Origin of the sequence: Maribacter sp. HTCC2170 (assembly GCF_000153165.2) — a bacterium.
GTDB lineage: Bacteria > Bacteroidota > Bacteroidia > Flavobacteriales > Flavobacteriaceae > Maribacter_A.
The window spans coordinates 2186593-2212424 of sequence record NC_014472.1 but is presented as its reverse complement, the minus strand read 5'-3'; the positions used below and the strand labels follow the sequence as shown (position 1 = coordinate 2212424).

Genomic DNA, 25832 nt, shown 5'->3' with positions numbered 1-25832 from the left:
TTACTTCTTAGCTTTAGGTTTTGCTTTTGCCTTTGTTTTTCTCTTTGGTGATTTCTTCTCAATCAATTTTTTTGCTTCTTCTAAAGAAATCTTTGTTGCATCGACCGTTTTGGCCAATTCAACCTTAACCCTACCCTTCAGGATGTTATGCCTTCCCCATCTTGCCTTTTCAATTCGAATACCTTCCTCTGGCCATTCTTGAATTAACTTATCAATTTCTTTCTGCTTTTTGGCCTCAATCAATTCTTCAATATTCGCCTGGGTAAGATTGTCAAAATCATACTTCTTATTCACATTGATGAACATTCCGTCCCACTTGATGAAAGGCCCAAAACGTCCAACTCCCTTTATTACATCCTTACCTTCGTATAATGCAATTGGAGCATCTGCCTTTTGTTTTTCCTTTATTAGCTCAATGGCCCTTTCCAAAGAAACATCCATTGCACTTTCTCCTTTAGCCAATGAAACGAATTTCTTTCCAAATTTGACATAAGGACCAAACCGTCCTACATTGGCTTGGATTTCTTCTCCTTCAAAAACCCCTAATTCTCTAGGTAGCTTAAACAAATCCATTGCCTCTTCATAAGTAATGGTGTTCAACGATTGGTCTGGAGCCAAGCTTGCGAATTGTGGTTTTTCCTCATCATCAACGGTACCAATTTGAACCATAGGACCAAATCTTCCCAAACGCACTGACACTTGCTTTCCAGTCTTTGGGTCCTTACCTAAAACCCTTTCTCCACTTGCCCTATCAGCATTCTCCTCAACATCTAAAACCGTTGGGTGAAAATCTTTATAAAAAGCTTTCATTACTTTCTGCCAATCTTCATCACCTTCAGCAATCTCATCAAAATCCTCTTCGACTTTCGCTGTAAAGTTGTAATCCAAAATATTTGAAAAATGACTAACCAAGAAGTCATTTACAATCATTCCTATATCGGTCGGAACCATTTTACCTTTATCTGAACCAACGGTTTCTGTAAGCTGTTTTTCTTTTATTGAACCAGCTTCCAAAACAAACTGAATATACTTTCGTTCACTTCCCTCTACAGATCCTTTTTCAATATACCCTCTATTTTGAATGGTTGAAATAGTTGGGGCATAAGTCGACGGTCTACCAATACCAAGTTCTTCAAGTTTTTTAACCAATGAAGCCTCAGTAAACCTATAAGGTGGTCTGGAGAAACGTTCTGTAGCCGTAATATAATTATTATGTAAGGCATCACCAATATTCATCGCTGGCAACATACCCTCATGTTCTTCCGAGGTATCTTCATCATCAATGCCTTCCATATAAACTTTAAGGAAACCATCAAATTTAATCACCTCACCATTGGCCGTGAATTCATTGGCATGGGTGCTTGCTTTAATTTTAACATTCGTACGCTCCAATTGGGCATCGCTCATTTGAGAGGCGATAGTTCGTTTCCAAATTAACTCATACAATTTTGACTGATCACGTTCCAAAGAAGGAGACTGTCTAGTCATATCTGTAGGCCGAATCGCTTCGTGCGCTTCTTGCGCCCCTTTAGATTTTCCTTTAAAATTTCGAACAGTACTATATTGTTCTCCGTAATTTTCTACAATGGCATCTTTAGCAGCATTTATTGCCTCACCGGAAAGATTAACACTATCTGTCCTCATATAAGTTATGAGTCCTGCCTCGTACAACCTTTGAGCAACTTGCATGGTTCTCGCTACAGAAAAATACAATTTCCTTGAAGCTTCTTGTTGCAAGGTCGAAGTGGTAAAAGGAGCAGAAGGAGATTTTTTCGCAGGTTTCTTATCAAGGCTACCTATCGAAAAATTAGCTCCAATATTTTTATTCAAGAATGATTCTGCCTCTTCTTTAGTTGTGAAAGTCTTTCCTAATTTAGCAGTAAACACCCCTCCATTTTCTGTTTTGAACTCAGCTGATATCCTAAACGATGCTTGTGCCGTAAACGCTTCTATTTCACGTTCGCGTTCAACAATCAAACGTACAGCTACTGACTGTACCCTCCCTGCCGAAAGACCTGGTTTTATTTTTTTCCAGAGTACAGGGGACAATTGATAACCCACTAACCTATCTAAAACCCTTCTAGCCTGTTGGGCGTTAACCAAATTATAATTTATTTCTCTAGGGTTCTCAATGGCCTTCTGAATCGCAGACTTTGTGATAGAATTAAAAACAATTCTTTTTGTCTTTTCTTTTTCCAAGCCCAAGGTCTCAGAAAGATGCCAGGAAATGGCTTCTCCTTCACGATCTTCATCACTCGCCAACCATATGGTCTCAGCTTTCTTCGCTAAATCCTTAAGTTTTTTTACAAGTGCTTTCTTGTCTTTGTCAACAATATATTTTGGTTTAAAATCATTGTCAACATCAACTCCCAATTCTTTTGAAGGTAAATCGGCAATATGTCCAAAACTAGATTCAACTTTAAAATCTTTTCCCAAAAATTTCTCTATGGTCTTGGCCTTGGCCGGTGACTCTACAATAACTAAATTCTTTGCCATTGATTGGTTTTTCAAGTCACAAAAGTAGTCGAATTTTTTAATTACGTGTTATACCTTATATATATAGCCATAATCCCATTCACCTATTCTAGTGATTTCAGCACATGCCATTCCCCTCAAAAACCTAACTATTTATTGGGCTTAAGATCATAATATTATTATTTTTAGAATTCTCTTTTAATAAACAAAACATCATGAAACCATCCTCTCTTTACCTTTTGATTTTTTTATTGATTTTTATTGATCAAGACCTGACCGCCCAGCGCAAAAAAAACAAAAAAGAAATTGCCAAAACCTATTCGGAATCAATTTACAATGGCATACAATGGCGTATGGTAGGGCCATTTAGAGGAGGTAGGGCTGGAACTGTAGCAGGGGTTGCCAATAATCCAAACCTTTATTATATGGGCACAGCAGGTGGAGGCGTTTGGAAAACCACAGATGCTGGGAGTACTTGGAGCTGTATTTCAGATGGCTATTTTGGAGGATCGATCGGCGCAATTACCGTTTCAGAGTCGGACCCAAACATTATCTATGTCGGGGAAGGCGAACAGACCCTTAGGGGGAATGTTTCTTCTGGTAATGGTTTGTGGAAAAGTATGGATGCTGGTGAGACCTGGCAATTTATCGGACTTAAAAATTCTGAGCACATTGCACGCATACGAATTCATCCCACAAATCCTAACCTTGTTTACGTTGCTGCCATCGGGAATCTCTGGAAACCAAATGAAACCCGAGGCGTATATCGCTCAAAAGATGGAGGGCAAAATTGGGAGAAAATATTATTCGAAAGTGATAAGGCAGGGGCTGGTGATCTTATCCTAGACCCCAACAACCCAAGAATCATATATGCCTCAACTTGGGAAATGAAGCGAAACGGTTATCGCATGGATAGCGGTGGACCCGGTAGCAAAATGTACAAAAGTACGGATGGCGGGGGCACATGGGTCGATATTTCAAAATATCAAGGTTTGCCCAAAGGACCATGGGGCATAGTTGGAATTGCTGTTTCCCCTATGGACTCCAATAGAATCTGGGCACTTATAGAAGCTAAAGATGGAGGGCTTTTCAGGTCAGATGATGCTGGTAAAACCTGGAAAAAAATAAACGAGAATAGAGCCTTGCGACAAAGAGCATGGTACTATACCCGAATTTATGCCGATACCCAGAATGTGGATAAACTTTATGTCATGAACGTGAGCTACGGCGTATCGACCGATGGGGGCAAAACATTTACCTTAAAAAATGCACCACATGGTGACCACCACGACCTTTGGATAGATCCTAACAATAATATGCGAATGGTCATCGCTGATGATGGTGGGGCACAGATATCAAATGATGGCGGGAATAATTGGTCAACCTATTATAATCAACCAACTGCACAATTCTATAGGGTTACCACAGATAACAACTTTCCTTATCGTATATATGGAGCCCAGCAGGATAATAGTACCATTCGTATCTTCAACAGGACTTCTGGAGCCTCAATAAGCGAAAGTGACTGGGAACCAACTGCAGGAGGAGAGAGCGCACACCTGGCGCCTGATCCCAAAAACAACGACATTGTTTATGGGGGAACGTACAAAGGGTATATGATGCGTGAAGATCATTCGGTCAATCAAACGCGCTCCATAAATATTTGGCCCGACAACCCAGCTGGCTCTGGTGCAGAAGTCATGAAATATCGTTTTAATTGGAACTTTCCGGTAAAATTCAGTATTCATGATCAACATAAACTTTATGCGGGATCTAATTTTCTACATGCTACTACCAATGAAGGACAAACTTGGAAGACAATTTCACCTGATCTGACACGTGGACTTCCTGAAACTATCAAATCCTCAGGAGGGCCTATCACACAAGATAATACCGGAGCGGAATTCTATTCGAACCTTTTCGCAATCAATGAGTCTCCATTGGAAGAAGGGGTTATTTGGGTTGGGAGCGATGATGGTCTAATTCATATTACTCAGGACAATGGCACTACTTGGGAAAATATAACTCCCCCTGCCAATATTAGTCCAAAACTAAATATGATCAATTGCATAGAGCCCAGTCCATTCAAAAAAGGAACAGCTTACGTAGCCGCCACATCCTATAAATTTGGGGACTACACTCCATACTTATATAAAACATTGGATTATGGAAAAACATGGAAAGTCATTACCAGGGGCATTAAAAATAAACATTACACCAGGGCAATAAGATCCGATAAGACAAAAGAAGGCCTATTGTACGCTGGCACAGAATGGGGTATGTACGTCTCCTTTGACGATGGGGCTAATTGGTCTCCTTTTCAATTGAACTTACCAATAACATCGATTCGGGACCTACATGTGAGGGATAATGACTTGATTGCCGCAACCCATGGACGCAGTTTTTGGATGATTGATGATTTAACCCCCCTTCATCAACTTTCACCGGAAATGGCAAACAATGAATTTTATCTTTTCAAACCAGATAAGGCCTATAGGATGCAACAATCAGGAGGTTGGAACAAACCCAATACCAAACTAGTCGGAGAAAACCACCCCGATGGAGCCATTATCAATTATTATTTAAAGACTTATAAAGAAACGGATTCCGTAAAGATTGAGATTCTTGAAACGGATGGCACATTGATTCAAAGATTTTCAAACAAGGCCAAAAAGAATAAATTGGATCCAACGGCAAGCAAGTCCCTTAAAATAAAATCTGGAGGAAATAGATTGATCTGGAATATGAGATATCCCGGATATAGCTCCTTTAAGGGCATGGTTTTTTATTCTTCACCGAATGTAGGGCCTAAAGCGGTACCCGGAAATTACAAGGTGAAATTGACCTTTAACGGTAAATCATCAGAACAGGAATTCACAATCGTTAAAGACCCTCGATTGTCCAATTCAAATGACGATTATAACCAACAATTCGGCTTTTTAATAAAGGTGCGAGACCAAGTCAGCAGGGCCAACATGGCAATAAGCGATCTTCGTAAGGTTAAAACGGATTTGGACTATTTGGAGAAAAAAACAAAAGAGAACGAGAAAATACAGAAATTGATCACTGAATTTAGAACAAAGTTGGATGTTATTGAAAACAATATTCATATGACCAAAAATCAAAGTAGACAAGACCCACTGAATTATGGTATTCGCATAAACAATCGCTTGGCATTTTTGATGGCCGATTCCCAACGCGGGGATTACCCCCCAACTGACCAATCGAAGGAATTTTTTACTCAAATTACCCAAGAATTGAATACGGAAATAAATGCATTGAATCAGTTAATGAAATCCTATGTTTCCAAAATAAATGACAGGGTCGCTGAAAACAAAATTGAAATTATCACATGGGAGTGATGGGGCAATTATGCCTTAAAGGAAAAATCCCCATAAAAATACTTGTTTAAATGAGTGTTTTTATGGGGATTACCCTTTACTGACCTCTATCAAACCCTTTAAGGTTTTTCACAAGCCCTACAATCTTCAAGAGTCTCAAAAGGAACAACGCCACCACAACCTCCCCAAATAAATTCTTTGCACTCTTGTTCACTCGCATCATAATAATATCTGGGTATTGCTGCAAGACAATTTCCAGGATCCGGTTCAAGTAAACAGCTAGCTGCAACCTCATCATCATTATCTGTACATGATATTCCCAAGATTATCGATATAAGTAATGAGGCATATTTTTTTCTTGTCATAACCAATTGACTAATCCAATTCCAAAGTACTCATCAGCTCTATCTCATCTTCTAAATATTCGTATTGATAGAGCACATCTTCCCCAACCATTAGTAAGGAATTCTCCAAAGGAATAACGTCGAAAGTGTTTATGTTCTCAAAATGATTCAAAGCCACCAAATCCTCTACATCCGATTTATCGTATACCTTTAAACCTGAATCACCATCACATACAAAGAGTTTTTCATCCTTGACCCCAAGACCATAAGGCCCATCCATCGGATAACTTATTGTCAACTCTGGATTTGAGATATCGGAAATATCAACTATGAACAACCCGCTTTCTGTAGCCCCACATGAATTTCCTCCACGAAGGGTTACATATGCATAGTCCCCATCTACAACTACCGGGTCACAAGCAGTACCATGCTGAAATTCTGAAATAAAAGTTGGGGTTGCAGGGGAGGAAATATCATAAATATACATACCACGCATGCTCCCTAAAAACAAATGTTGTCCTCTATTGAAAATTGTCTCTATATCAAATCCAGCATAAACATCTTCCAAATCCTGTGGATTTTCCATGTCCTGAATATTAAAGATATTTATATTGTGACTATCAACTGCATAAAGAAAGTCTCCTACAATTTTAAAACGGGCCAATGAACCTCCTTGACCAACTGAAGCATCATTCGCAGCTTCTGCCAAAGCGAAAAATTCTCCGTTGCGCATAAATGTTTCTTCAAATTCAGAAATGAGCCTACGTTCGGTCACAGTTTCCCAACCCAATAAGATTTCATTTTCATAATCTATACCGTCGTACTCATAAAAATCTGCATTAGCGGGCCAAACAATATTATCGCGCAAAACATTTTCCATTCGATTTACGATTTCAATATTATTTATATCCGATATATCGAGCACAATCAAATCCATTAAACTATCGGCATATAGGTAATCATCTTTTATAGATATATCTACATTACCCGCAATTTTAATGAATGAAACTTTTATAGGCGCATTAGGGTTACTATTATCAATTACATGAACCCCTCTATATTTATCATTAACAAAAATATAGTCTTGATAAGCGTATATTTTACCTGATTCCTTAACAGGCAACGGAGCAATCACATCAACGCTGTTCTTGAACTCAGCTTTGCTGATGGTCAAGGGCCGGGCAACTAAATAGTCAGCATACTTACTATCGTCAGTTTTTTCACAAGAAACAAAACCCAACGAAGCAACAAACAGAAGTAATAATAAATTCTTTTTCATAATCTTTTTTTAAGTGGGGTTATAGGGTTAAGATGCAATCCCCTCTTTAGCGTTGCGTCAAAAAAATAAACCTGCAAAAAAAATTATACTTCAGAAGAAAACCCAATACTATCTTCATACATATAAAATGATGGGATTTTAACCATCATAGCTGTAAACAGCACTCTAATAAAACAAAGTAAAAAACCATTCAGATTGAAGAAGAGGAAGCAATTTTATGAGATTGATAAAAAGAGCCAAAGAATTTTTATGTGGCTTTTTATATCTGAAAACCGATGCCTTGAAACGTATGATTATAAACAGCTTGAAAAAAACTATAGATATACCAAAACTTAGATTATACTTTTTATTACCTTATACATTGAATTGAATCCCCTTTTTTTAAGTATTTCAAAACGAAATTCTTTAAAGCATAGTTTTTTCTAAGATATAGTTATGATTTTTCCCATTGTCTTTGGTTTAAGCATTCTGTCAATATTCTTGTTCTTCATTATTACCAAAAAAAACAAGGTTCTAAGTGATTATTACCTCATTGCGATTATTCTTTTTTTCTCAGGGATACTTGGTTCACATATCCTAATGGAAAATTCGCCTTCCCTAGAAATCTACCTTATCGTTTTATTTTTCAACACATATTACTTTCCCGTCTTGGTAAGTTACGGATTGATTTTATTAGATGGGAACAAGTTCAATACACGATGGCTGTGGATTTACCTTTATCCTATTGTTTACAATGTTCTAATACTAGTGGATATTTTTGCAAACAGTGATTACAGTTCCTTTTCTGAAATAGAAAATCTTTTTAAAAATCCTTCTAAATTTCAATTTTTCCTCTATTTAACACAATATATTTATGTAATAGTGCTTTTGATATGGCTTTGGAAAAAGCTTAACAGATATACGGTTCAAATCAAAAATTATCATTCTACCATTGAACATATCAATCTAAATTGGTTCCGCTATTTTATTCTTTCCTTTCTTGGGCTAAGTTCTTTTGGGTTTATTGTATTCACGTGCTTTGGAGTTGGAATAATTGAGGATATTAAAATTCCTTTTGGTATTGAATATGTAATCTTTGTTCTACTATTGTTTTATCTAAGCTATAATGGAATAAAGCAGTATTCTATCGCCGAGATCAATAGTCGTACAGGGCAAAATTTTAAGACAAGTTTACATCCTTCGGAAAAGTACCAGTCATCCAATCTTGATAAGGAAAGTATCGATTCTTATTTCAATGAAATCATCCAACTTTTTATCGAAGAAAAGATGTTCCTTGAATCCCAGCTGAAAATCGAGGATGTAGCAAAAAGAATGAATATTACCGTACATAAAGTATCGCAAATCATTAATTCAAAATCCAACAAAAGCTTTTTTGATTTTGTAAATGGTTATCGAGTAATGTATTTCAAAAAAATACTTTCTGATCCTGATAAACGTAAATTCACAATATTGTCATTAGGGATTGAAAGTGGATTCAATTCAAAAGCGTCCATGAACAGGGTCTTCAAAAATTTCGTAGGACAATCTCCAAAAGAGTACCAAAAAAGTAAACTTGGTATCACTTTATAATCTGCTACCTTCTTCAAGGTTATTAATAGGTCTCACTTTCCCGCATAAGGCATTTTAGCGATTAAAACACTTCACATTTGCAGCTGTAACATATGTTCGATATGATATCGGATCAAAGACAAATACCATGCAAATTCAAAAAACAAGCACTACAATCAAATTTGGTTTTCTATTTATGCTCGCACTTTGCAGTATGTCATGCAGTAGTGATGACGATGCGGTTGTAGTACCAGAAGAAAAAAATCTTACCACAACTCTCTCGAAGCATTTGGACGAAAACCAATCGAAGACGAATCCAGGGTTGAGCATTTTAATCAAACACAATGGGGAAGTTATATATCAAGGACAAAAGGGCCTAGCCAGATTGGAGGGCAACCATGAGATTGATCAGCATACTGGATTTAGAATCGGTTCAATAACCAAGTCGGTTACCGCCATTGCCATTATGCAGCTAGTGGAACAAGACCAGATGTCATTAGAGGACAAACTTCTTGATATATTGCCCTTTTTACCAAGCTCATTTGAAAATATTACGATAGCACATCTCTTGTCACATCGTTCAGGCCTATTGGATTATATAGACGACAACAATGATTGGTCAACACTTGACGGAGTAACCACATCTCAAATTCCGTCTATTGTTCCGGGTTCTGGATTGGACAATCTTTTGTTTGAGCCTGGTTCAGAAGGCGAATACTCAAATACAGGGTACGTATTTCTTGCATTGATTATTGAACAAATAAGTGGTATGCGCTATCCTGAATATCTAAAGCAAAACATTTTTGAACCGCTGGGAATGGAAAACTCTTTTGTAATCTATGAGGAGGAGCATTTAGGCGATTTAAACGAAAATTATGCCCTGTCTTTAGGCAATTCCATAAAGGTATTGGGATTCAATTCATTGATATATGGGGGAAATGGAATTGTAAGCTCCACCTATGACCTTAACCTATTTGTAGAAGCACTTTTGAGCAATAGACTGATTACCAAACAAAGTCTAGATCAAATGGTGGAAACACAAGGCGCTATCAAAGGGATAGCTGATTATGGTTATGGTTGGATGACCGGAACTGGAGATTATTGGCATACTGAAGAGCTAACAGACCGTAACGATTTTTGGCATGCCGGTGGTTTTGATGGGTATCGTACAGTTTTATCCATTAATCCCGATTTAGATCTGCAAATCATCATTCTGACTAACAATGGAGATAAGAGTCAGAAGATCCTGTGGGAACTTATACGATTGACGAAAGAATTTATTAAAAACAACCAATAGACTTAATCATGCAACAAAAAACAGCTAAAACCAAAGTCCCTTTTTCAAAACAATTTTACCTGCTTCTTTTCCTTTTTTCTTGTACGCTTTCTCTTGCCCAGGAATCAGTATTGAACGAATCATATTTCGATGGTCCATACGTAGGGTTGACATTAGGCGCGCAGAATATTTTTGGCGGGGCCTTAATTGATGATCTTGACGTACTTGGACAAAAGTCTGCACTTGTAATCGAGCTTTCGGCCGGATATAGAATACAATTTTTAAATGATAGGTTTATAGCGGGAGCAGCTCTTCAATTTGGAATTACAGATGGTGACCTCACTCAAACGGATACCAGAAATCAAATGATGGTAGATTATAAAAACAATAGTCAATTTGGATATGGGATACAAATTGGAGTGGCATTGGGCAAAAAAAAGGCATTTCTTCTCTATGCTTTTGGTAATGTTACCAAACGTAATTTTGATATTACTATAATGGAAACAAGCGGTTTTGATTTTACCCAAAAAGACGGGCAACGGTTTGGACGTTATGGTTTAGGAGTTGAAATTCCAATGCTGAAAAAATTTAATATCACCGCAAATGTGGGAAGGGTAAGCGTTGATTACGGCGATTTGGAAACCAATAAAGATGTTGATGATAAAACCGATTTTAATCTAGGCGTAGTCTATCAATTTTAACAATAGATGAGGGTTCTTCTTATAGCAGTCGGTACTCGAGGGGATATTGAACCCTTTCTGGCGATTGCGGTCAAATTAAAACAAAAAGGGCATGATATTCTATGCTGCTTTCCTGAACAATTTAAAAAAATGACCTGCGCCCTGGAGATTCCTTTTCAAGGCCTCGGGAAGGAATTTTTAGAATTATTGGACACTGAAGATGGGAAAAGTGTAATGGGCAGCAAGCTAACCTTTTTTAGAAAACTCAAAGTGTATTATCATTTATATAGAAAATCGTCTGAGATAAACAAGCGCATGGCCCAAAGACAAAAAGAGATCATTGCAGTTTTCAATCCAGACCGCGTGCTGTTCCATATAAAATCAATCTATCCTTTATTGTGGGCTATAGAGCACCCAAATAAAGTAGTCCTGGTCAGTCCCATTCCTTATTTGGTTCATGTTACAAAGAAGCATGGGCATATTGGATTCAATAAAAATTACGGTCTGTTTATGAATAAGCTCACGTATCGCTTATCGAACTTTGCCCTTATAAAAAATGTTCTATCCATCGCAAAACATATGGACCCTTCCAATAAGGTCTCCCACAGCCTACTTAAAGGAACCTTACTTAACATTAAAATGTTATATACCGTCTCCCCAACCCTGTTTTCCAAACCCTTGAATTGGCCCGATCATGTTCGTGTTTTTGGACATCAAGGGAGTACTACTTCAAAAATTTGGAACATGGATGAATCTTTGGAAAAGTTTCTTGAAAAACATGATAAAGTGTTGTTTGTCACTTTCGGCAGTATGAAAAACGATAACCCCGAAGAAAAAACCAAGGCCATTCTAGATGTTGTTCAAAATTATGGCTTACCAACTATTGTCAATACTTCTTCCGGAGGATTGGTCATTCCAGACAATTATAATGCTGAGTTGGTGTATTTTGTATCCAACATCCCTTATGAGCATATTTTTCCCAATGTGCATGCGGTTATACACCATGGTGGAGCCGGAACAACACATTTAGCCTTAAAACATGGATGCCCTTCATTGATCATTCCACACATTATTGATCAGTATATGTGGGCGAATTTAATCCATAGTCATGGCGCAGGCCCAAGAAGTATTTCCATTGCAAAAATGAATTCGAAGAACTTGAAGCCAAAGATTTTAGATCTTTTTCAGAATAATGTATACAAAATGATGACGAAGCAGTTAAGTCTTGGGTTAAAGGAAGAAAACTATACTAAAGAGCTTCTTCAATTTCTTATCAACAAATAAAATTCGAAAAATGATATTGGTATTAACAAGTATAACGCTAAAATCTCCTTTGAAGTTTTTTTCACTCTCTTACAAAGCGATGCGCATTATCCAACAAATGCAAGATTCGTCCTGCATCGCATTCCAAAAGAGAGGCTTCTGGACCACACATTATACCATGACTCTATGGCGTAACATAGAAGACATGAAAAGGTTCTCAGGTAACGGTGCCCATTTAGCGGCTATAAAAAGCGCAAGTTTGATTGCTACCGAAGTCCGGACACTAACGCTAGAAGCCGATGAGTTGCCAAAATGGAGAGAGGCCGGACTACTATTAAAGGAAAAAGGAAAGACCCTACGGTATGAATAAAAAATATTTCAACGTTGATTGAAACTGTGCGCAAGGTTTTGGTTAAGAGATATTTAAAACGTCCATTCTATGGGGTTAGTTTTTCAACAGATATAATCTATTGTAAAGTGCCCAAACAGGATTACTATTAGCACTCTCGATAATTCCACCTTTATTAAGTTAAAAAATCACCTCAAAATCCTAATGGTTAATTTTAGCTATTCTAGATGTCATTCCCATAAAATCCATACTGCTCTATGCCAGATTCAGGTTTAATTTAAACTCCAAACCCTAAAATAGTACTAAAAAATACTGTCATATTGTCATTAAAGTGTATTAAGCATTATCTTTGCTGACCCCTTTCCCAAGAAAGGATCATTCTATGGAGAAAATCATTGACGAATCAATACAAGGTGAAACCCTTTCCCTTGAAAAAAATGTAAAGAACACCCGAAACCTTTTTATTGAGAGTTATGGGTGCGCTATGAATTTTTCCGACAGTGAAATCGTTGCTTCGATTTTAGCCAATGAAGGGTTCAATACAACCCAAAAACTGGAAGATGCCGATTTGGTTTTAGTGAATACCTGTTCTATTCGTGAAAAGGCAGAATTGACAGTTCGCAAACGTCTTGAAAAATATAATGCCATAAAAAAGAAAAGACCCCATATGAAGGTGGGCGTACTTGGTTGTATGGCAGAACGCCTAAAAAGTAAACTACTTGAAGAGGAAAAGATTGTAGATATGGTTGTGGGGCCAGATGCTTACAAAGACCTGCCCAACCTAATTCAAGAAATTGATGAAGGTCGAGAAGCCGTTAATGTCATACTTTCAAAAGATGAAACGTATGGGGATATCGCTCCAGTGCGCTTGAACACGAATGGAGTCAGTGCGTTGGTTTCAATTACCCGTGGTTGCGATAATATGTGCACTTTTTGTGTTGTACCTTTTACTAGAGGTAGAGAGCGTAGTCGTGATTCACAATCCATTATTGCAGAAGTCAATGATCTTTGGAACAAAGGCTTCAAGGAAATCACACTTCTAGGGCAAAACGTTGACAGTTACCTTTGGTACGGCGGTGGGTTAAAGAAAGATTTTGATAAAGCTTCGGAAATGCAGATAGCCACTGCCGTGGATTTTGCCAATTTATTGGATATGGTAGCGGAAGCCCAGCCCAAAATGTGGATTCGATTTTCAACATCGAATCCTCAAGATATGAGCTTGGATGTAATTAAGACCATGGCCAAACATGACAACATTTGTAATCATATTCATTTACCTGTGCAAAGTGGGAGCAATAGAATTCTTAAGGCAATGAATCGATTACACACAATCGAGGAGTATTTTGAGTTGATTGATAATATCAGGAAAATAATTCCGGAAATTGCATTGTCACATGATATGATTTCAGGTTTCCCCACTGAGACTGAAGAGGACCATCAAGACACTTTGGCGGTATTGGACCGTGTGAAATACGATTACGGCTATATGTATTCTTACTCAGAACGCCCAGGAACCATGGCTGCGAGAAAAATGGATGATGATATTCCTGAAAAAACCAAACAACGAAGGTTATCAGAAATAATAGCCCTACAACGCGAACACTGCCAGTTTAGAACCGAAAAGCATTTAGGATCGGTTCAAGAAATATTGATCGAGGGGACTTCAAAAAAAGATGAGACTATGTGGAAAGGTCGAAATTCCCAAAATGTTGTGGCAGTCTTCCCTAAAGAGAATTACAAATTAGGGGATTTTGTAGATGTAAAAATGAACGACTGTACCTCAGCAACCCTAATCGGTGAAGCAGTTGGTTTAAGCAACAACAATTAAATTATACTTGAAGTTACAAGAATAAAATGGAAGGTGTACAATCTATAAAACAACGTTTCGAAATCATAGGAAACGATACGAAACTCAACCGTGCTTTGGAGAAGGCGGTGCAAGTGGCGCCAACTGATATTTCAGTTTTGGTAACTGGAGAAAGTGGTGTTGGTAAGGAGTCTATTCCTAAAATCATACATTCCCTTTCGCATCGTAAACATGCAAAGTACATTGCCGTGAACTGTGGGGCGATTCCCGAAGGAACTATAGACAGTGAACTTTTTGGTCATGAAAAAGGAGCCTTCACTGGCGCCACTTCAACCCGTAGTGGTTATTTTGAAGTTGCCGATGGTGGTACAATTTTTCTCGATGAAGTTGGCGAATTACCATTAACTACACAGGTGCGTCTTTTACGTGTTCTTGAAAATGGTGAGTTCTTAAAAGTCGGCTCCTCACAAGTTCAAAAGACGGATGTTCGCATTGTTGCCGCGACCAATATGAACATGATAGAGGCCATAAAAAAAGAAAAGTTCAGAGAAGACCTTTATTATAGATTAAGCACAGTAGAAATAAATATTCCTCCACTACGTGAGCGAAAAGAAGACATTCATTTATTGTTTCGAAAGTTTGCATCGGATTTTGGCCAGAAATACAAAATGCCAACAATACGTTTACAAGATGATGCTATACAATTATTGCTCAAATATCGCTGGCCTGGCAATATTCGGCAATTAAGAAATATTGCAGAACAGATTTCGGTTTTGGAGAAAGGTCGAAATATTTCAATGACCACTCTGAACAGTTACCTGCCCAATGCAGGGAATACTAATTTACCGGCCGTGATTGGGCAAACCAAGAACGAAAGTGATTTTAGCAATGAACGTGAAATCCTGTATAAGGTTCTGTTCGATATGAAGGGCGATCTTACTGATCTTAAGAAACTGACTTTGGAGTTATTGAAGAATAATGACACCCAGAAAGTTCAGGAAGAAAACGAAGGTCTTATCCAAAAAATATATGGTGATAATGGAGAAGAATTTGAGGCCGAAACAAATGAGAGCATGGAGGTTTTACAACTTCCCGAGCCACAAATAGAACAACCCATCTATCAATCACAGCAGGAAGACAAGTACCATTTTGCAGAAGAAATAGAAGAGGAAGAAACCCTATCTTTACAAGAAAAGGAAGTAGAATTAATTAAAAAATCTTTGGAAAGAAACCGTGGTAAAAGAAAAGCCGCAGCAGCTGAATTAGGTATTTCCGAACGAACACTTTACCGTAAAATAAAACAGTACGATCTTTAAAAAATATGCTAAGATTCAAAAACGTCGTTTTAGTTATTTCAATATGCATTACTGCTTTCAGTTGTGGCATTTACAACTTTACAGGTGGTGATGTTGGTACGGCTCAAACTTTTCAGGTTAATTATTTTCAAAACTATGCCACCCAAAGTCCAGGCTCAACATTTGAACCCGGAATGGATCGGGATTTTACCCTGGCCCTTCAGGACAGAATTTTGAACCAAACCAGTTTGGATCTGATAAATACCAATAATGCAGATTTACTATATGAAGGCGAAATTGTTGAGTACAGAATATCTCCAATGAGTGCAACTGCACAACAAACAGCTGCGCAAAACAGGTTGTCAATTGGTGTAAAGGTTCGTTTCTATAATAAGACAAAAGAAGATGCTGATTTTGAGCGGCGCTTTTCTTTTTTCTATGATTACCCAGCAAATGCCCAATTATCTTCAGTCAAAGATGAAGCGCACGAAATAATTTTTGAACGAATTACCCAAGACATTTTTAATGCTTCACTGGCCGATTGGTAAATTATTATGAATGTACAGGATTTCACATATCTATTACAAAACCCTGAAAAGGTGGTAACACCTATACAGACCAAACATTTAGAAGATGTATTGGAAGAATACCCCTATTTCCAGGCCGCAAGGGCACTTCAGTTAAAAGGCCTTAGAAATCTCAATAGTTTCAAATACAACAACGCACTCAAAAAGACAGCTGCCTATACGACCGATCGGGATATTCTTTTTGATTTTATCACCTCCAAAGATTTTCTTCAGAACTCCATTGCCAATTCAATTTCCGGTAAAATGGATATAGTCAATGAACCTGAAGCAGAGCAATTGGATGAGACCCCATTGGCAATACCTCTTATTGAAAAATCAAAGGACAAGCCATTGCCACAGGATATTGATGATGCAGACAATATTTTGGACCCTAAGCTTTTCAAGTCAAAAGACCCAGAAGTTGACAAGGTGATTAAGGCCGAAAAAGAAAAAGCTGAAAAAGAGCTTGAAATTGGCAAACCTTTACCTTTCACCAAACAGGAAAAGCATTCATTCAGTGAGTGGTTGCAATTGGCATCTTTGAAAAAAATACAAAGAGATTCAAAGGTGTTACATAGCGATGATACCCCTGAAGAAGATGTAGATTTTCCATTGGAAAAAGAGGTTCTCAAAAAGAAAAAGTTCGACCTTATTGACAGGTTTATTGAAAACAATCCTAAAATTGCGCCTTCACAAAAAAAATCTGCCAAGATTGATATTTCGGATTCAGTAAAATTGGACAAAAAGGAGTTAATGACCGAAACTTTGGCAAAGGTTTATTTAGAGCAAAAAAAGTATAAAAAGGCCATTCAAGCTTACAAAATTTTAAGTTTGAAATATCCGGAAAAAAGTGGTTTCTTTGCAGACCGTATTAAAGCGGCAGAAAAAATACAACAAGAAAATTCATAGTAATAATGAGCACATTTACAATATTCTTGATTCTTATCATCGTAGTTTGCTTTCTATTGGTGTTGGTGATTATGGTTCAAAACCCTAAAGGTGGTGGATTGTCTTCTTCTTTCGGTGGTGGTGGCAGTCAAGTAGTTGGTGGCGTTAAAAAGACCGGAGACTTTTTGGACAAAAGCACCTGGACCTTATCTATCTTATTGGTAGTTTTGATTTTAGCATCGAATATTGCTTTGAAAGGCAATTTTGGTGATGCAGATTCAAAATTACTGCAAGGAGATGATATTGAGGAAACAGTTCCTGAAGCTGTACCGGAAGAAATTCCTGCTCCTGCAACTGATAACAATACAACCGATGGTCAATAGACCATTGGTTTAAATACTATAAAAATGCCGGCTTGGATGACAAGCTGGCATTTTTTGTTTTACAATATGTCAGTTTTTATGTCTTGGCATAATTTCTGTCCTAACAATCGAGTAAAATAAAAATCAATTTAAAACAATAAATATGGCTAAAGTTAACATTAAACCATTGGCAGATAGAGTTCTTATTGAACCTATGGCTGCAGAAACCAAAACTGCCTCTGGTATTTATATTCCAGATACCGCTAAAGAAAAACCACAAAAAGGAAAAGTTGTTGCCGTAGGACCAGGTACCAAAGATGAACAGGTTACTGTCAAAGTAGGCGACACCGTTTTATATGGAAAATACGCTGGAACGGAGTTAAAATTAGAAGGTACAGATTACCTTATGATGAGAGAGAGTGACATACTAGCAATAATCTAAACATCCTGTCATTCCTGCAAAACAGGAATCCAAAAAGAACATTATAAAAACTATTAATCAGACTTCCACTTTGTGGGGAGGACAAATAAAAAATTATGGCAAAAGACATAAAATTTGATATAGAAGCACGTGATGGCTTAAGAAGAGGTGTTGACGCACTGGCCAATGCGGTAAAAGTAACGTTGGGCCCAAAAGGGAGAAACGTAATCATAAGCAAATCATTCGGAGCGCCAGCAGTAACCAAAGATGGGGTTTCTGTTGCAAAAGAGATTGAATTGGAAGATGCACTTGAAAATATGGGTGCCCAAATGGTAAAGGAAGTTGCTTCAAAAACCAATGACCTTGCAGGTGATGGTACAACGACTGCTACAGTTCTTGCTCAATCTATCGTAAAAGAAGGATTAAAGAATGTTGCAGCGGGTGCAAACCCAATGGATTTAAAAAGAGGTATCGATAAGGCTGTGGAGGCCATCGTTGGTGATTTGACAAACCAATCCAAAAAAGTTGGTGACTCTTCTGAAAAAATAAAGCAAGTTGCTTCTATCTCTTCAAATAATGACGAAACAATTGGTGAGTTGATTGCCCAGGCTTTTGGCAAAGTTGGTAAAGAAGGTGTAATTACTGTTGAAGAAGCAAAGGGTACTGATACGTATGTTGATGTTGTTGAAGGAATGCAATTCGATAGAGGATATTTATCTCCTTACTTCGTGACCGATTCAGAAAAGATGACTGCCGATTTAGAGAATCCTTATATTCTTTTGTTCGACAAGAAAATCTCTTCAATGAAAGACTTACTTCCTGTATTAGAGCCAGTGGCACAATCAGGTAAACCTCTTTTGATTATTGCCGAAGATGTTGATGGTGAAGCATTAGCCACTCTAGTGGTAAACAAGCTAAGAGGATCATTGAAAATCGCTGCTGTTAAAGCCCCAGGTTTTGGTGACAGAAGAAAAGCAATGTTGGAAGATATCGCCATCTTGACAAAAGGAACTGTTATTGCTGAGGAAAGAGGTTTCTCTTTGGACAATACAACCATTGACATGTTAGGTACGTGTGAAAAAGTATCAATTGACAAAGACAATACTACGATAGTAAACGGTGGTGGTGTTGCTAAAAACATTAAAACACGGGTCAATCAGATTAAATCTCAAATAGAGACGACAACATCTGACTATGATAAAGAAAAATTGCAAGAGCGTTTGGCTAAATTGGCTGGTGGTGTTGCAGTTCTTTATGTTGGCGCTGCCTCTGAGGTTGAAATGAAAGAAAAGAAAGATAGAGTTGATGATGCTTTACATGCAACAAGAGCTGCAGTAGAAGAAGGTATTGTTGCCGGTGGTGGCGTTGCCTTAGTTCGTGCAAAAAATGCTCTTTCTAAAGTAAAAGCAGATAATGCTGATGAGGAAACTGGTCTACAAATAGTAGCAAGAGCAATTGAATCTCCTTTGAGAACTATTGTTGAAAACGCTGGCGGAGAAGGTTCAGTAGTTGTTGCTAAAGTTCAAGACGGTAAAGGTGACTTTGGTTTCGATGCAAAATCAGAGAAATATGTTCAGATGTTCAAGGCCGGAATCATTGATCCTACTAAAGTAACAAGAGTAGCATTGGAAAATGCAGCTTCTGTTTCGGGAATGATCTTGACCACTGAATGTGCATTGACCGACATTAAAGAAGATACCCCTCCGATGCCTCCAATGGGTGGCGGTGGCGGAATGCCTGGAATGATGTAGGTTTTGAACTATAAACATTTAGTTGAATAAAAAGCCGCTTTAGGATTCCTAATGCGGCTTTTATATTATTGGAATTTTTTTAATTATTTCGAAAGCTATTATTTGTGTTCATCACTATCATCTGAATCATCATCCCGATACTTACAACAAGGATGAACCGAGTCATATGCTTCATCTGTGGCTTTAAGCTCCTTAGTATCATGACCAACGGCAACCATTGCCGCTTTTATTTTCATTGCATCGGTTTTACGCTCATCAATAATCAATGACAATTGGTGCGATGGTATGTCCCATAATGCATATTTCACACCCTTTTCACCAAGCGCTGTCTTTTCAATACGGGCTTTACACATCTCACATTTTCCATCTACTTCAAATGTCATCTTTTTATTCTTCTCTTGAGCAAAAGACAAAGTTGCAACCAAGATAAATGCTATTCCTAATACTATCTTTTTCATCATATATTATTTTATTGTTATAATTTATATCTAAATCCGCCGTAAAACATTCTTCCCATAATTGGTGCATATACGATACTAGTATCAAAGTTTGCGCCAAAAGGGTCATTTGCACTTAATACCGGGTTCTTTTGTGTAAAATTACTCAAATTCTCACCGCCTATGTAAACTTCAAAACTTTCGTTGAAAACCTTTGTAATCTGGGCATTCATTAAACTATACGGATCGGAATATTCTGCCAAACGATATTCTTCCGGGTTAGCCAAAGTGTTTGGGAGACGTTGTTCGCCTAAGGCATGCAATGTATAGTCAAAACGCCATTGCGCACCATTCTCTTTAGGTGTTGTCTCGTAGCCAATATTTGCAAAATATCTATGTTTGGCCTGTAAAGGTTTTTGCAACAGCCCTGTTTGATAGTCGGTCTTTACATCATAATACTTGTATGCTGTTCGCAAATCAAGATTTTTAAAAACTTCGTAGTTTACCTCAAATTGAAAACTGTTTGCCACACTTTTTCCATCTAAATAATAAAATGAGATTTCATTGGGATTCTCCCAATCTACTACAACCTGGTTTTTAAAATCCGTTCTGTAATAGTCCAATGTTACATTTCCTTTTCTCTCGGATAAAAGAAATCCTTGGAGAAAACTGACTCCGTAATTCCAAGCATCCTCGGGATCCAATCCGTAAACTTCTCCTCCATCATCAACCAAGCGTATCTGCCGTGATGAACCAAAGAGTTGTTGGTTCTCAGCAAAAACATTCGCAGCCCTTTTACCCCGTCCAAACGAACCTCGCAAACTCGCTTTATCCCAGGGGGTATATCGCAAATGAAATCTTGGGGTAATGAAAGCACCTAGCCTATTATGCTTATCTACCCTAATGCCTGCAGTTAAACTGAGCTTCTCTAAATTATCATAACTATACTCAAAAAAAGCACCGGCAGAGTTATCAATTCTATCGTAATTATCTGAATTTACGAGTTCACTATATCCATCATATGCAAAAGTAACCCCGGCTTTGAATTTATTCTGCGTGTCACCTATGATTGAATTAAAAATCAAATTGGAATAAATACTTTCATGAGTGATATCATACTGATTAAACCCGAAATAAGAATCCTGCTTATGATTACTGTAGGAAGTCTGAAACCCAAAACTCTGAAAAGGAAGCTCAGGGAAGACATAACCCAATTTTAAAGAAGAATCAAACCTTCGCGTGTTTATCTCACTGCCCCAAGCGTTAGTAGTGAATTTGTCTATGGCCGGATTAAAATCTGTTTGCCCAACTTGTTTTTCATCATTCAGGAAACGCACATTTAAAAAACTAACCCAACCTGTCTGAGGATTTTGATATTGCCATCGATTCATGACATTAATCTGATTTGCCAAAGGAGCATCTAAAAACCCATCATCATTATTGTCTTCTTTTTGGCTTCTTTTATTTGCATGGATATATAACCCTGAACTCAACCTATCAGATAGTTTGTGATTCAAATGCGTATTCAATTCCAACCGTCCGTTTTTATTGGCATAACCGTTAACAAATAATGATTTATCTGTCAAAGGTTTTACTAACTCGGTGTTTATCTGACCAGATATACTCTCATACCCATTTACCACACTACCTGCTCCTTTGGTTATCTGAATACTCTCAACCCAAGTTCCTGGAGTGAAAGTAAGCCCAAATGCTTGCGAGGCACCACGAACCATCGGAATATTCTCCTGCGTAATCAATAGGTAAGGGCTAGTTAGGCCCAACATTTGAATTTGTTTGGTCCCGGTCAAAGCATCTGAAAAATTTACATCTATAGCTGGGTTCGTTTCAAAACTCTCCGATAGATTGCAACATGCTGCCTTTAGCAGTTCCGCACTATTTACAGTGACTACGTTTTGCGCACTGAAATAAGCTTTCTGGGTTGCCTCACGTTTTTGCTCCACCACAACTTCGTCCAATGCATTGGACGGTTTTAACCAATGATGCACTTTTTTGACTTCCTTAATAATCAAAGTGTCAGACTCAAATCCAACATAGCTGATTATCAACTTATCATATTCTTTTGAATAAGGAATAGAAAATGTCCCGTCCTCTTTGGTGATTGTCCCTGTTTGGGAATTCATCCAATAAACACTAGCTCCAGGCAAACCAATATGTTTGTTCTGCTCATTGACTTCCATAACCATGCCTTCAATTTTTTCCTGGGAAAGTACAAGGACTGGAAACATAATTACACTTAATACTATTATTATATTCTTCATTTCTTTTGCTTATACAACATTCATGAACAACATTGACAGGGCCATAATCAGCATTATAGCATTTTCTATAAAGGTAGCTTCGGTCATTGGTAGTTTTAATGCTGTACCCAAGCAGGCACACTGAATACTTTTCTTATCAAGTAACACCTTAGTAACCCCAATTGTTGTCAATCCCAATATTACAATCGTGACGATAAGGGCTATTGTCACTTGAAAACGCATTAAGAACATGAGGCCCAGTACCAGTTCAATAAATGGATAAACCCACCCATATGCAGGAATTAACTTTGCCAAGGGGTCGTACATTTTAAAACTGTCAGGAAAACCTTTGAAATCCAACAACTTGAAAAAACTGAAGACTATGAAGAATAAGCCCATAAAATCCATCATCGCATTCACAGTATTCCAATTCTTGAAATTTAAGAGAATTACGGCCGAAAATAAATAAATAAAGATAAGAAACAACGGCCTTAATTGTCGCCATTTTGACTTTTCACCATTATCAATTAATGACTGTTCAGAAGATTCTCTTTTTGGATATATTTTATACTTTTCAGATATAGCAGATTGTAAAATCCCTAACAGAATATGCCGATCAGACTCAATGTAAACCTCACCATTTTCTAAGCTCACATCTACTTTAAGAACCCCTTCTATCCTGATAAGATCGCTACTGACACTTGCAACACATCCATTGCACGTCATCCCTGTAATGTTGTATGTATGTTTCATTATTATTTGTTTTAAATTCTTTTCCATCACAAGATGGAATACATTTAGATTCCCCAATACCTAATTGAGAAGCCAGTAATTTCGAATTTAAATCAAATTAAAAAAACTTGGTCAAGCAATTGCAGATCTTTGACCAAAATGGGAGGAGGATAATGCTCATGGGGAGTGATCCGAATAGTTGTCCCCGCGAACATTCCAATATAAGATTGAACATATACAACCAAGAATGATTGCTGTTCTAAATCTAGACTATCAAATGTAAGTGTAAGGTCATCCTGACCGCCAACAAATATGACATCTTCGCTACAACAAGAACTTTCTATTTGTGCTGCTGAATCATCTGTCTTCATTAAATCGGTCGACATACCACAATCCTCAACATCTAAAAAGAAAGCCACATCAATTAAATGACCCATACAAAAATGCTTCTCTACTTTCCAAGAAGTAGTAGATGCCAATAACAATAATGCCATTGAAAATGCAACGAATTTTTGTAAAAAAGCTTTCACGGTTACAAAAATACAAATTATTCATTTTTCAGACACTTACATTAAAATGATTAACTAAACTTTAGGCATAAAATCAACCACTAAAAAGTTTTTATAGGTTTTTTCGAATTTAATATCTTAGCCAAAATTTTTGAGAAATGTTGAAGGATCTTTACCCAAAAATCAAATCTATATTGAGCGATAAAAATGCAGATATCGACGGACGATTAGAACAAATTTGCAATTTCCTAAAGGAAAGTGTTCCTTATTACGATTGGGTGGGGTTTTATTTTAAAAATGGAAAAAAAGAAGAACTTAAGCTTGGGCCTTATGCCGGTGCACCAACTGATCATAAGATTATTCCGTTTGGCAAAGGAATCTGCGGACAAGTTGCCCAAAGCAACAAGAATTTTGTTGTTCCAGATGTTGAAGCCCAAGACAATTATATTGCTTGCAGTATTAACGTAAAATCTGAAATTGTAATTCCACTATTTCTTAATGGCGAAAACATAGGTCAGATAGACATCGATTCCAATACACCTGATCCTTTTACAACTGATGATGAAAAGTTTTTGGAATTCGTAAACCAGGAAGTGGCAAAAATTCTTTAAAACTTTAGGCGTTTTGTTGATAACATGACCAATTTCCTACTATCAAAAAAATTACTTTTGTGTGCTTAGAACGTTAAACTCACTTCATAAAAAAATGAGCACCAAAAAAGCCACCTCTGCCTTAATATCTGTCTTTCACAAAGATGGTCTTGAACCCATAGTGAAGAAATTCAATGAACTCGGAATAACCATCTATTCTACCGGTGGTACCGAAAAGTTCATCAAAGACCTTGGAATAGATGTTGTTCCGGTTGAAGATGTGACAAGCTACCCCTCGATCCTAGGAGGAAGGGTTAAAACTCTACACCCGAAAGTTTTTGGAGGAATTTTAAATAGACAGGATCATGATGGTGATGTTGCACAACTAGAAGAATTTGAAATTCCGCAATTAGACATTGTCATTGTAGACCTTTATCCTTTTGAAAAAACGATGGCCAGTGGCGCATCTGAACAAGATATAATCGAAAAAATAGATATTGGTGGGATTTCATTGATACGTGCTGCAGCAAAAAATTTCAAAGATGTTCTATGCGTTTCTTCTATGGAGGATTATGCTGAGGTTTTGGAATTGATTACCAATGGAAATGGCTCAACCACAATTGAAGACCGAAAACGATTCGCGACAAAATCCTTCAACGTTTCTTCACATTACGATTCTGCTATTTTCAATTATTTCAATGCCAATCATGAAGAGGCTGCACTTAAAATAAGTGAAACAAAAGGAAAAGTTCTTCGCTATGGCGAAAACCCACACCAAAAAGGATTTTTCTTTGGAGATTTTGACGCAATGTTCAATAAACTTCATGGTAAGGAGCTTTCTTATAACAACCTATTGGATGTTGATGCAGCAGTGAACCTCATGAACGAGTTTAAAAATGACGACCCTACCTTCGCCATTCTAAAACATAACAACGCCTGTGGTCTAGCTATGCGAGATACCTTACATCAAGCCTATGTTGATGCTTTGGCCGGAGACCCAGTTTCTGCCTTTGGCGGAGTGCTTATCAGTAACAAAGAAATTGATAAGGCCACAGCTGAAGAAATACATAAACTTTTCTGTGAAGTTGTCATTGCTCCAAGCTATGCTGATGATGCTCTTGAAATATTGAAAGGCAAAAAGAACCGAATCATTTTGATTCAAAATGATGTTGAGCTACCTCACAATCAAGTTCGCACTTGTTTAAACGGAGTCTTACTACAAGACAAAGACCACAAGACAGACTCTCTTGAGGATTTAAATACCGCTACGAATAACAGCCCGTCACAAAGAGAGGTTGAGGATCTTATTTTTGCCTCTAAATTGTGTAAGCACACAAAAAGCAACACTATAGTACTGGCAAAAAACAAGCAACTTTGTGCTAGCGGAACAGGTCAAACATCACGTGTTGACGCACTGAACCAAGCTATTCATAAAGCTAAATCGTTCAATTTTGATTTGCAAGATGCGGTCATGGCCAGCGACGCATTTTTTCCCTTCCCAGATTGTGTTGAAATTGCGCATAAAAGCGGTATAACTTCCGTTATACAGCCAGGTGGTTCTATCAAGGATCAGTTAAGCATTGATTATTGTAATGAAAATAATATTGCGATGGTAATGACAGGCACACGTCATTTTAAGCATTAATTTTACTACTTTTGTC

Annotated in this window: 22 protein-coding genes; 15 read left to right on the top strand and 7 right to left on the bottom strand. The window is 37.5% G+C overall.

Annotated elements, in window-relative coordinates; all coding sequences use genetic code 11:
* A complete protein-coding gene (topA, locus tag FB2170_RS09765) occupies positions 1-2496 on the bottom strand; it encodes a type I DNA topoisomerase (protein WP_013306390.1) in 2496 nt (831 codons plus the stop codon).
* A 194-nt stretch (positions 2497-2690) separates the two neighbouring features.
* On the opposite strand from topA, the gene FB2170_RS09760 reads away from it, so the two are divergent.
* Positions 2691-5837: a WD40/YVTN/BNR-like repeat-containing protein gene (locus FB2170_RS09760; RefSeq protein WP_013306389.1), complete on the top strand. Its 3147-nt coding sequence runs from the start codon at positions 2691-2693 to the stop codon at positions 5835-5837.
* 98 nt (positions 5838-5935) lie between these two features.
* On the opposite strand, the gene FB2170_RS09755 is transcribed toward FB2170_RS09760, so the two are convergent.
* The gene (locus tag FB2170_RS09755; RefSeq protein WP_013306388.1) at positions 5936-6181 is read right to left on the bottom strand and encodes a BPTI/Kunitz domain-containing protein; all 246 of its coding nucleotides are present in this window, start codon (positions 6179-6181) and stop codon (positions 5936-5938) included.
* 10 nt (positions 6182-6191) lie between these two features.
* On the bottom strand, positions 6192-7439 hold the full coding sequence (locus FB2170_RS09750) for an LVIVD repeat-containing protein (RefSeq protein WP_013306387.1): 1248 nt from the start codon (positions 7437-7439) through the stop codon (positions 6192-6194).
* Between the two features lie 435 nt (positions 7440-7874).
* Between FB2170_RS09750 and FB2170_RS09745 the strand changes: the two genes are divergently transcribed.
* The 12 genes from FB2170_RS09745 to groL all read left to right on the top strand — a co-directional run bounded on the left by FB2170_RS09745 (position 7875) and on the right by groL (position 19645).
* Complete coding sequence (locus FB2170_RS09745; RefSeq protein ID WP_013306385.1) at positions 7875-9008, top strand: helix-turn-helix domain-containing protein; 1134 nt, start codon at positions 7875-7877, stop codon at positions 9006-9008.
* Positions 9009-9135: 127 nt separating this feature from the next.
* Positions 9136-10284: a serine hydrolase domain-containing protein gene (locus FB2170_RS09740; protein WP_013306384.1), complete on the top strand. Its 1149-nt coding sequence runs from the start codon at positions 9136-9138 to the stop codon at positions 10282-10284.
* 8 nt (positions 10285-10292) lie between these two features.
* On the top strand, positions 10293-10964 hold the full coding sequence (locus FB2170_RS09735; RefSeq protein WP_013306383.1) for a porin family protein: 672 nt from the start codon (positions 10293-10295) through the stop codon (positions 10962-10964).
* A 6-nt stretch (positions 10965-10970) separates the two neighbouring features.
* On the top strand, positions 10971-12227 hold the full coding sequence (locus tag FB2170_RS09730; protein ID WP_013306382.1) for a glycosyltransferase: 1257 nt from the start codon (positions 10971-10973) through the stop codon (positions 12225-12227).
* A 10-nt stretch (positions 12228-12237) separates the two neighbouring features.
* Complete coding sequence (locus FB2170_RS09725) at positions 12238-12576, top strand: hypothetical protein (protein ID WP_013306381.1); 339 nt, start codon at positions 12238-12240, stop codon at positions 12574-12576.
* Positions 12577-12937: 361 nt separating this feature from the next.
* Positions 12938-14383 carry a tRNA (N6-isopentenyl adenosine(37)-C2)-methylthiotransferase MiaB gene (gene miaB / locus FB2170_RS09720; protein WP_013306380.1) on the top strand — a complete coding sequence of 482 codons (1446 nt, stop codon included), beginning with the start codon at positions 12938-12940 and terminating at the stop codon, positions 14381-14383.
* Positions 14384-14409: 26 nt separating this feature from the next.
* Entirely contained in the window at positions 14410-15678 is a 1269-nt protein-coding gene (locus tag FB2170_RS09715; RefSeq protein ID WP_013306379.1) for a sigma-54 interaction domain-containing protein, read from the top strand.
* A gap of 5 nt (positions 15679-15683) precedes the next feature.
* Complete coding sequence (locus tag FB2170_RS09710) at positions 15684-16205, top strand: LptE family protein (protein ID WP_013306378.1); 522 nt, start codon at positions 15684-15686, stop codon at positions 16203-16205.
* Positions 16206-16211: 6 nt separating this feature from the next.
* Positions 16212-17132 (top strand): hypothetical protein, encoded by a 921-nt coding sequence (locus FB2170_RS09705; RefSeq protein ID WP_013306377.1) that lies wholly within the window; start codon positions 16212-16214, stop codon positions 17130-17132.
* A gap of 5 nt (positions 17133-17137) precedes the next feature.
* Entirely contained in the window at positions 17138-17494 is a 357-nt protein-coding gene (gene secG, locus FB2170_RS09700) for a preprotein translocase subunit SecG (protein ID WP_041632785.1), read from the top strand.
* A 142-nt stretch (positions 17495-17636) separates the two neighbouring features.
* Positions 17637-17915 carry a co-chaperone GroES gene (gene groES / locus FB2170_RS09695; protein WP_013306375.1) on the top strand — a complete coding sequence of 93 codons (279 nt, stop codon included), beginning with the start codon at positions 17637-17639 and terminating at the stop codon, positions 17913-17915.
* A 95-nt stretch (positions 17916-18010) separates the two neighbouring features.
* Complete coding sequence (gene groL, locus FB2170_RS09690) at positions 18011-19645, top strand: chaperonin GroEL (RefSeq protein WP_013306374.1); 1635 nt, start codon at positions 18011-18013, stop codon at positions 19643-19645.
* A 98-nt stretch (positions 19646-19743) separates the two neighbouring features.
* Here the strand turns inward: groL and FB2170_RS09685 are convergent, their stop codons facing one another.
* From FB2170_RS09685 to FB2170_RS09670, 4 genes are all read right to left on the bottom strand, one after another.
* Positions 19744-20103, bottom strand: a complete 360-nt coding sequence (locus FB2170_RS09685; RefSeq protein ID WP_041633153.1) for a heavy-metal-associated domain-containing protein — start codon at positions 20101-20103, stop codon at positions 19744-19746.
* 17 nt (positions 20104-20120) lie between these two features.
* The gene (locus FB2170_RS09680; protein ID WP_041632784.1) at positions 20121-22361 is read right to left on the bottom strand and encodes a TonB-dependent receptor; all 2241 of its coding nucleotides are present in this window, start codon (positions 22359-22361) and stop codon (positions 20121-20123) included.
* 9 nt (positions 22362-22370) lie between these two features.
* Positions 22371-23093: a heavy-metal-associated domain-containing protein gene (locus FB2170_RS09675; protein WP_041633152.1), complete on the bottom strand. Its 723-nt coding sequence runs from the start codon at positions 23091-23093 to the stop codon at positions 22371-22373.
* A 92-nt stretch (positions 23094-23185) separates the two neighbouring features.
* Positions 23186-23602, bottom strand: a complete 417-nt coding sequence (locus FB2170_RS09670) for an HYC_CC_PP family protein (protein WP_013306370.1) — start codon at positions 23600-23602, stop codon at positions 23186-23188.
* Positions 23603-23739: 137 nt separating this feature from the next.
* Between FB2170_RS09670 and FB2170_RS09665 the strand changes: the two genes are divergently transcribed.
* Together FB2170_RS09665 and purH are read left to right on the top strand one after the other, a co-directional pair.
* The gene (locus FB2170_RS09665; protein ID WP_013306369.1) at positions 23740-24192 is read left to right on the top strand and encodes a GAF domain-containing protein; all 453 of its coding nucleotides are present in this window, start codon (positions 23740-23742) and stop codon (positions 24190-24192) included.
* A gap of 94 nt (positions 24193-24286) precedes the next feature.
* Positions 24287-25816, top strand: a complete 1530-nt coding sequence (gene purH, locus FB2170_RS09660; protein ID WP_013306368.1) for a bifunctional phosphoribosylaminoimidazolecarboxamide formyltransferase/IMP cyclohydrolase — start codon at positions 24287-24289, stop codon at positions 25814-25816.
* Positions 25817-25832 lie beyond the last annotated feature (16 nt).

What these genes read in the sequence shown, in the direction of transcription:
- topA (WP_013306390.1), bottom strand. Translation starts at nt 2,496, where the DNA reads ATGGCAAAGAATTTAGTTATTGTAGAGTCACCGGCCAAGGCCAAGACC.
- FB2170_RS09760 (WP_013306389.1), top strand. Translation starts at nt 2,691, where the DNA reads ATGAAACCATCCTCTCTTTACCTTTTGATTTTTTTATTGATTTTTATT.
- FB2170_RS09755 (WP_013306388.1), bottom strand. Translation starts at nt 6,181, where the DNA reads ATGACAAGAAAAAAATATGCCTCATTACTTATATCGATAATCTTGGGA.
- FB2170_RS09750 (WP_013306387.1), bottom strand. Translation starts at nt 7,439, where the DNA reads ATGAAAAAGAATTTATTATTACTTCTGTTTGTTGCTTCGTTGGGTTTT.
- FB2170_RS09745 (WP_013306385.1), top strand. Translation starts at nt 7,875, where the DNA reads ATGATTTTTCCCATTGTCTTTGGTTTAAGCATTCTGTCAATATTCTTG.
- FB2170_RS09740 (WP_013306384.1), top strand. Translation starts at nt 9,136, where the DNA reads ATGCAAATTCAAAAAACAAGCACTACAATCAAATTTGGTTTTCTATTT.
- FB2170_RS09735 (WP_013306383.1), top strand. Translation starts at nt 10,293, where the DNA reads ATGCAACAAAAAACAGCTAAAACCAAAGTCCCTTTTTCAAAACAATTT.
- FB2170_RS09730 (WP_013306382.1), top strand. Translation starts at nt 10,971, where the DNA reads ATGAGGGTTCTTCTTATAGCAGTCGGTACTCGAGGGGATATTGAACCC.
- FB2170_RS09725 (WP_013306381.1), top strand. Translation starts at nt 12,238, where the DNA reads ATGATATTGGTATTAACAAGTATAACGCTAAAATCTCCTTTGAAGTTT.
- miaB (WP_013306380.1), top strand. Translation starts at nt 12,938, where the DNA reads ATGGAGAAAATCATTGACGAATCAATACAAGGTGAAACCCTTTCCCTT.
- FB2170_RS09715 (WP_013306379.1), top strand. Translation starts at nt 14,410, where the DNA reads ATGGAAGGTGTACAATCTATAAAACAACGTTTCGAAATCATAGGAAAC.
- FB2170_RS09710 (WP_013306378.1), top strand. Translation starts at nt 15,684, where the DNA reads ATGCTAAGATTCAAAAACGTCGTTTTAGTTATTTCAATATGCATTACT.
- FB2170_RS09705 (WP_013306377.1), top strand. Translation starts at nt 16,212, where the DNA reads ATGAATGTACAGGATTTCACATATCTATTACAAAACCCTGAAAAGGTG.
- secG (WP_041632785.1), top strand. Translation starts at nt 17,138, where the DNA reads ATGAGCACATTTACAATATTCTTGATTCTTATCATCGTAGTTTGCTTT.
- groES (WP_013306375.1), top strand. Translation starts at nt 17,637, where the DNA reads ATGGCTAAAGTTAACATTAAACCATTGGCAGATAGAGTTCTTATTGAA.
- groL (WP_013306374.1), top strand. Translation starts at nt 18,011, where the DNA reads ATGGCAAAAGACATAAAATTTGATATAGAAGCACGTGATGGCTTAAGA.
- FB2170_RS09685 (WP_041633153.1), bottom strand. Translation starts at nt 20,103, where the DNA reads ATGAAAAAGATAGTATTAGGAATAGCATTTATCTTGGTTGCAACTTTG.
- FB2170_RS09680 (WP_041632784.1), bottom strand. Translation starts at nt 22,361, where the DNA reads ATGAAGAATATAATAATAGTATTAAGTGTAATTATGTTTCCAGTCCTT.
- FB2170_RS09675 (WP_041633152.1), bottom strand. Translation starts at nt 23,093, where the DNA reads ATGAAACATACATACAACATTACAGGGATGACGTGCAATGGATGTGTT.
- FB2170_RS09665 (WP_013306369.1), top strand. Translation starts at nt 23,740, where the DNA reads ATGTTGAAGGATCTTTACCCAAAAATCAAATCTATATTGAGCGATAAA.
- purH (WP_013306368.1), top strand. Translation starts at nt 24,287, where the DNA reads ATGAGCACCAAAAAAGCCACCTCTGCCTTAATATCTGTCTTTCACAAA.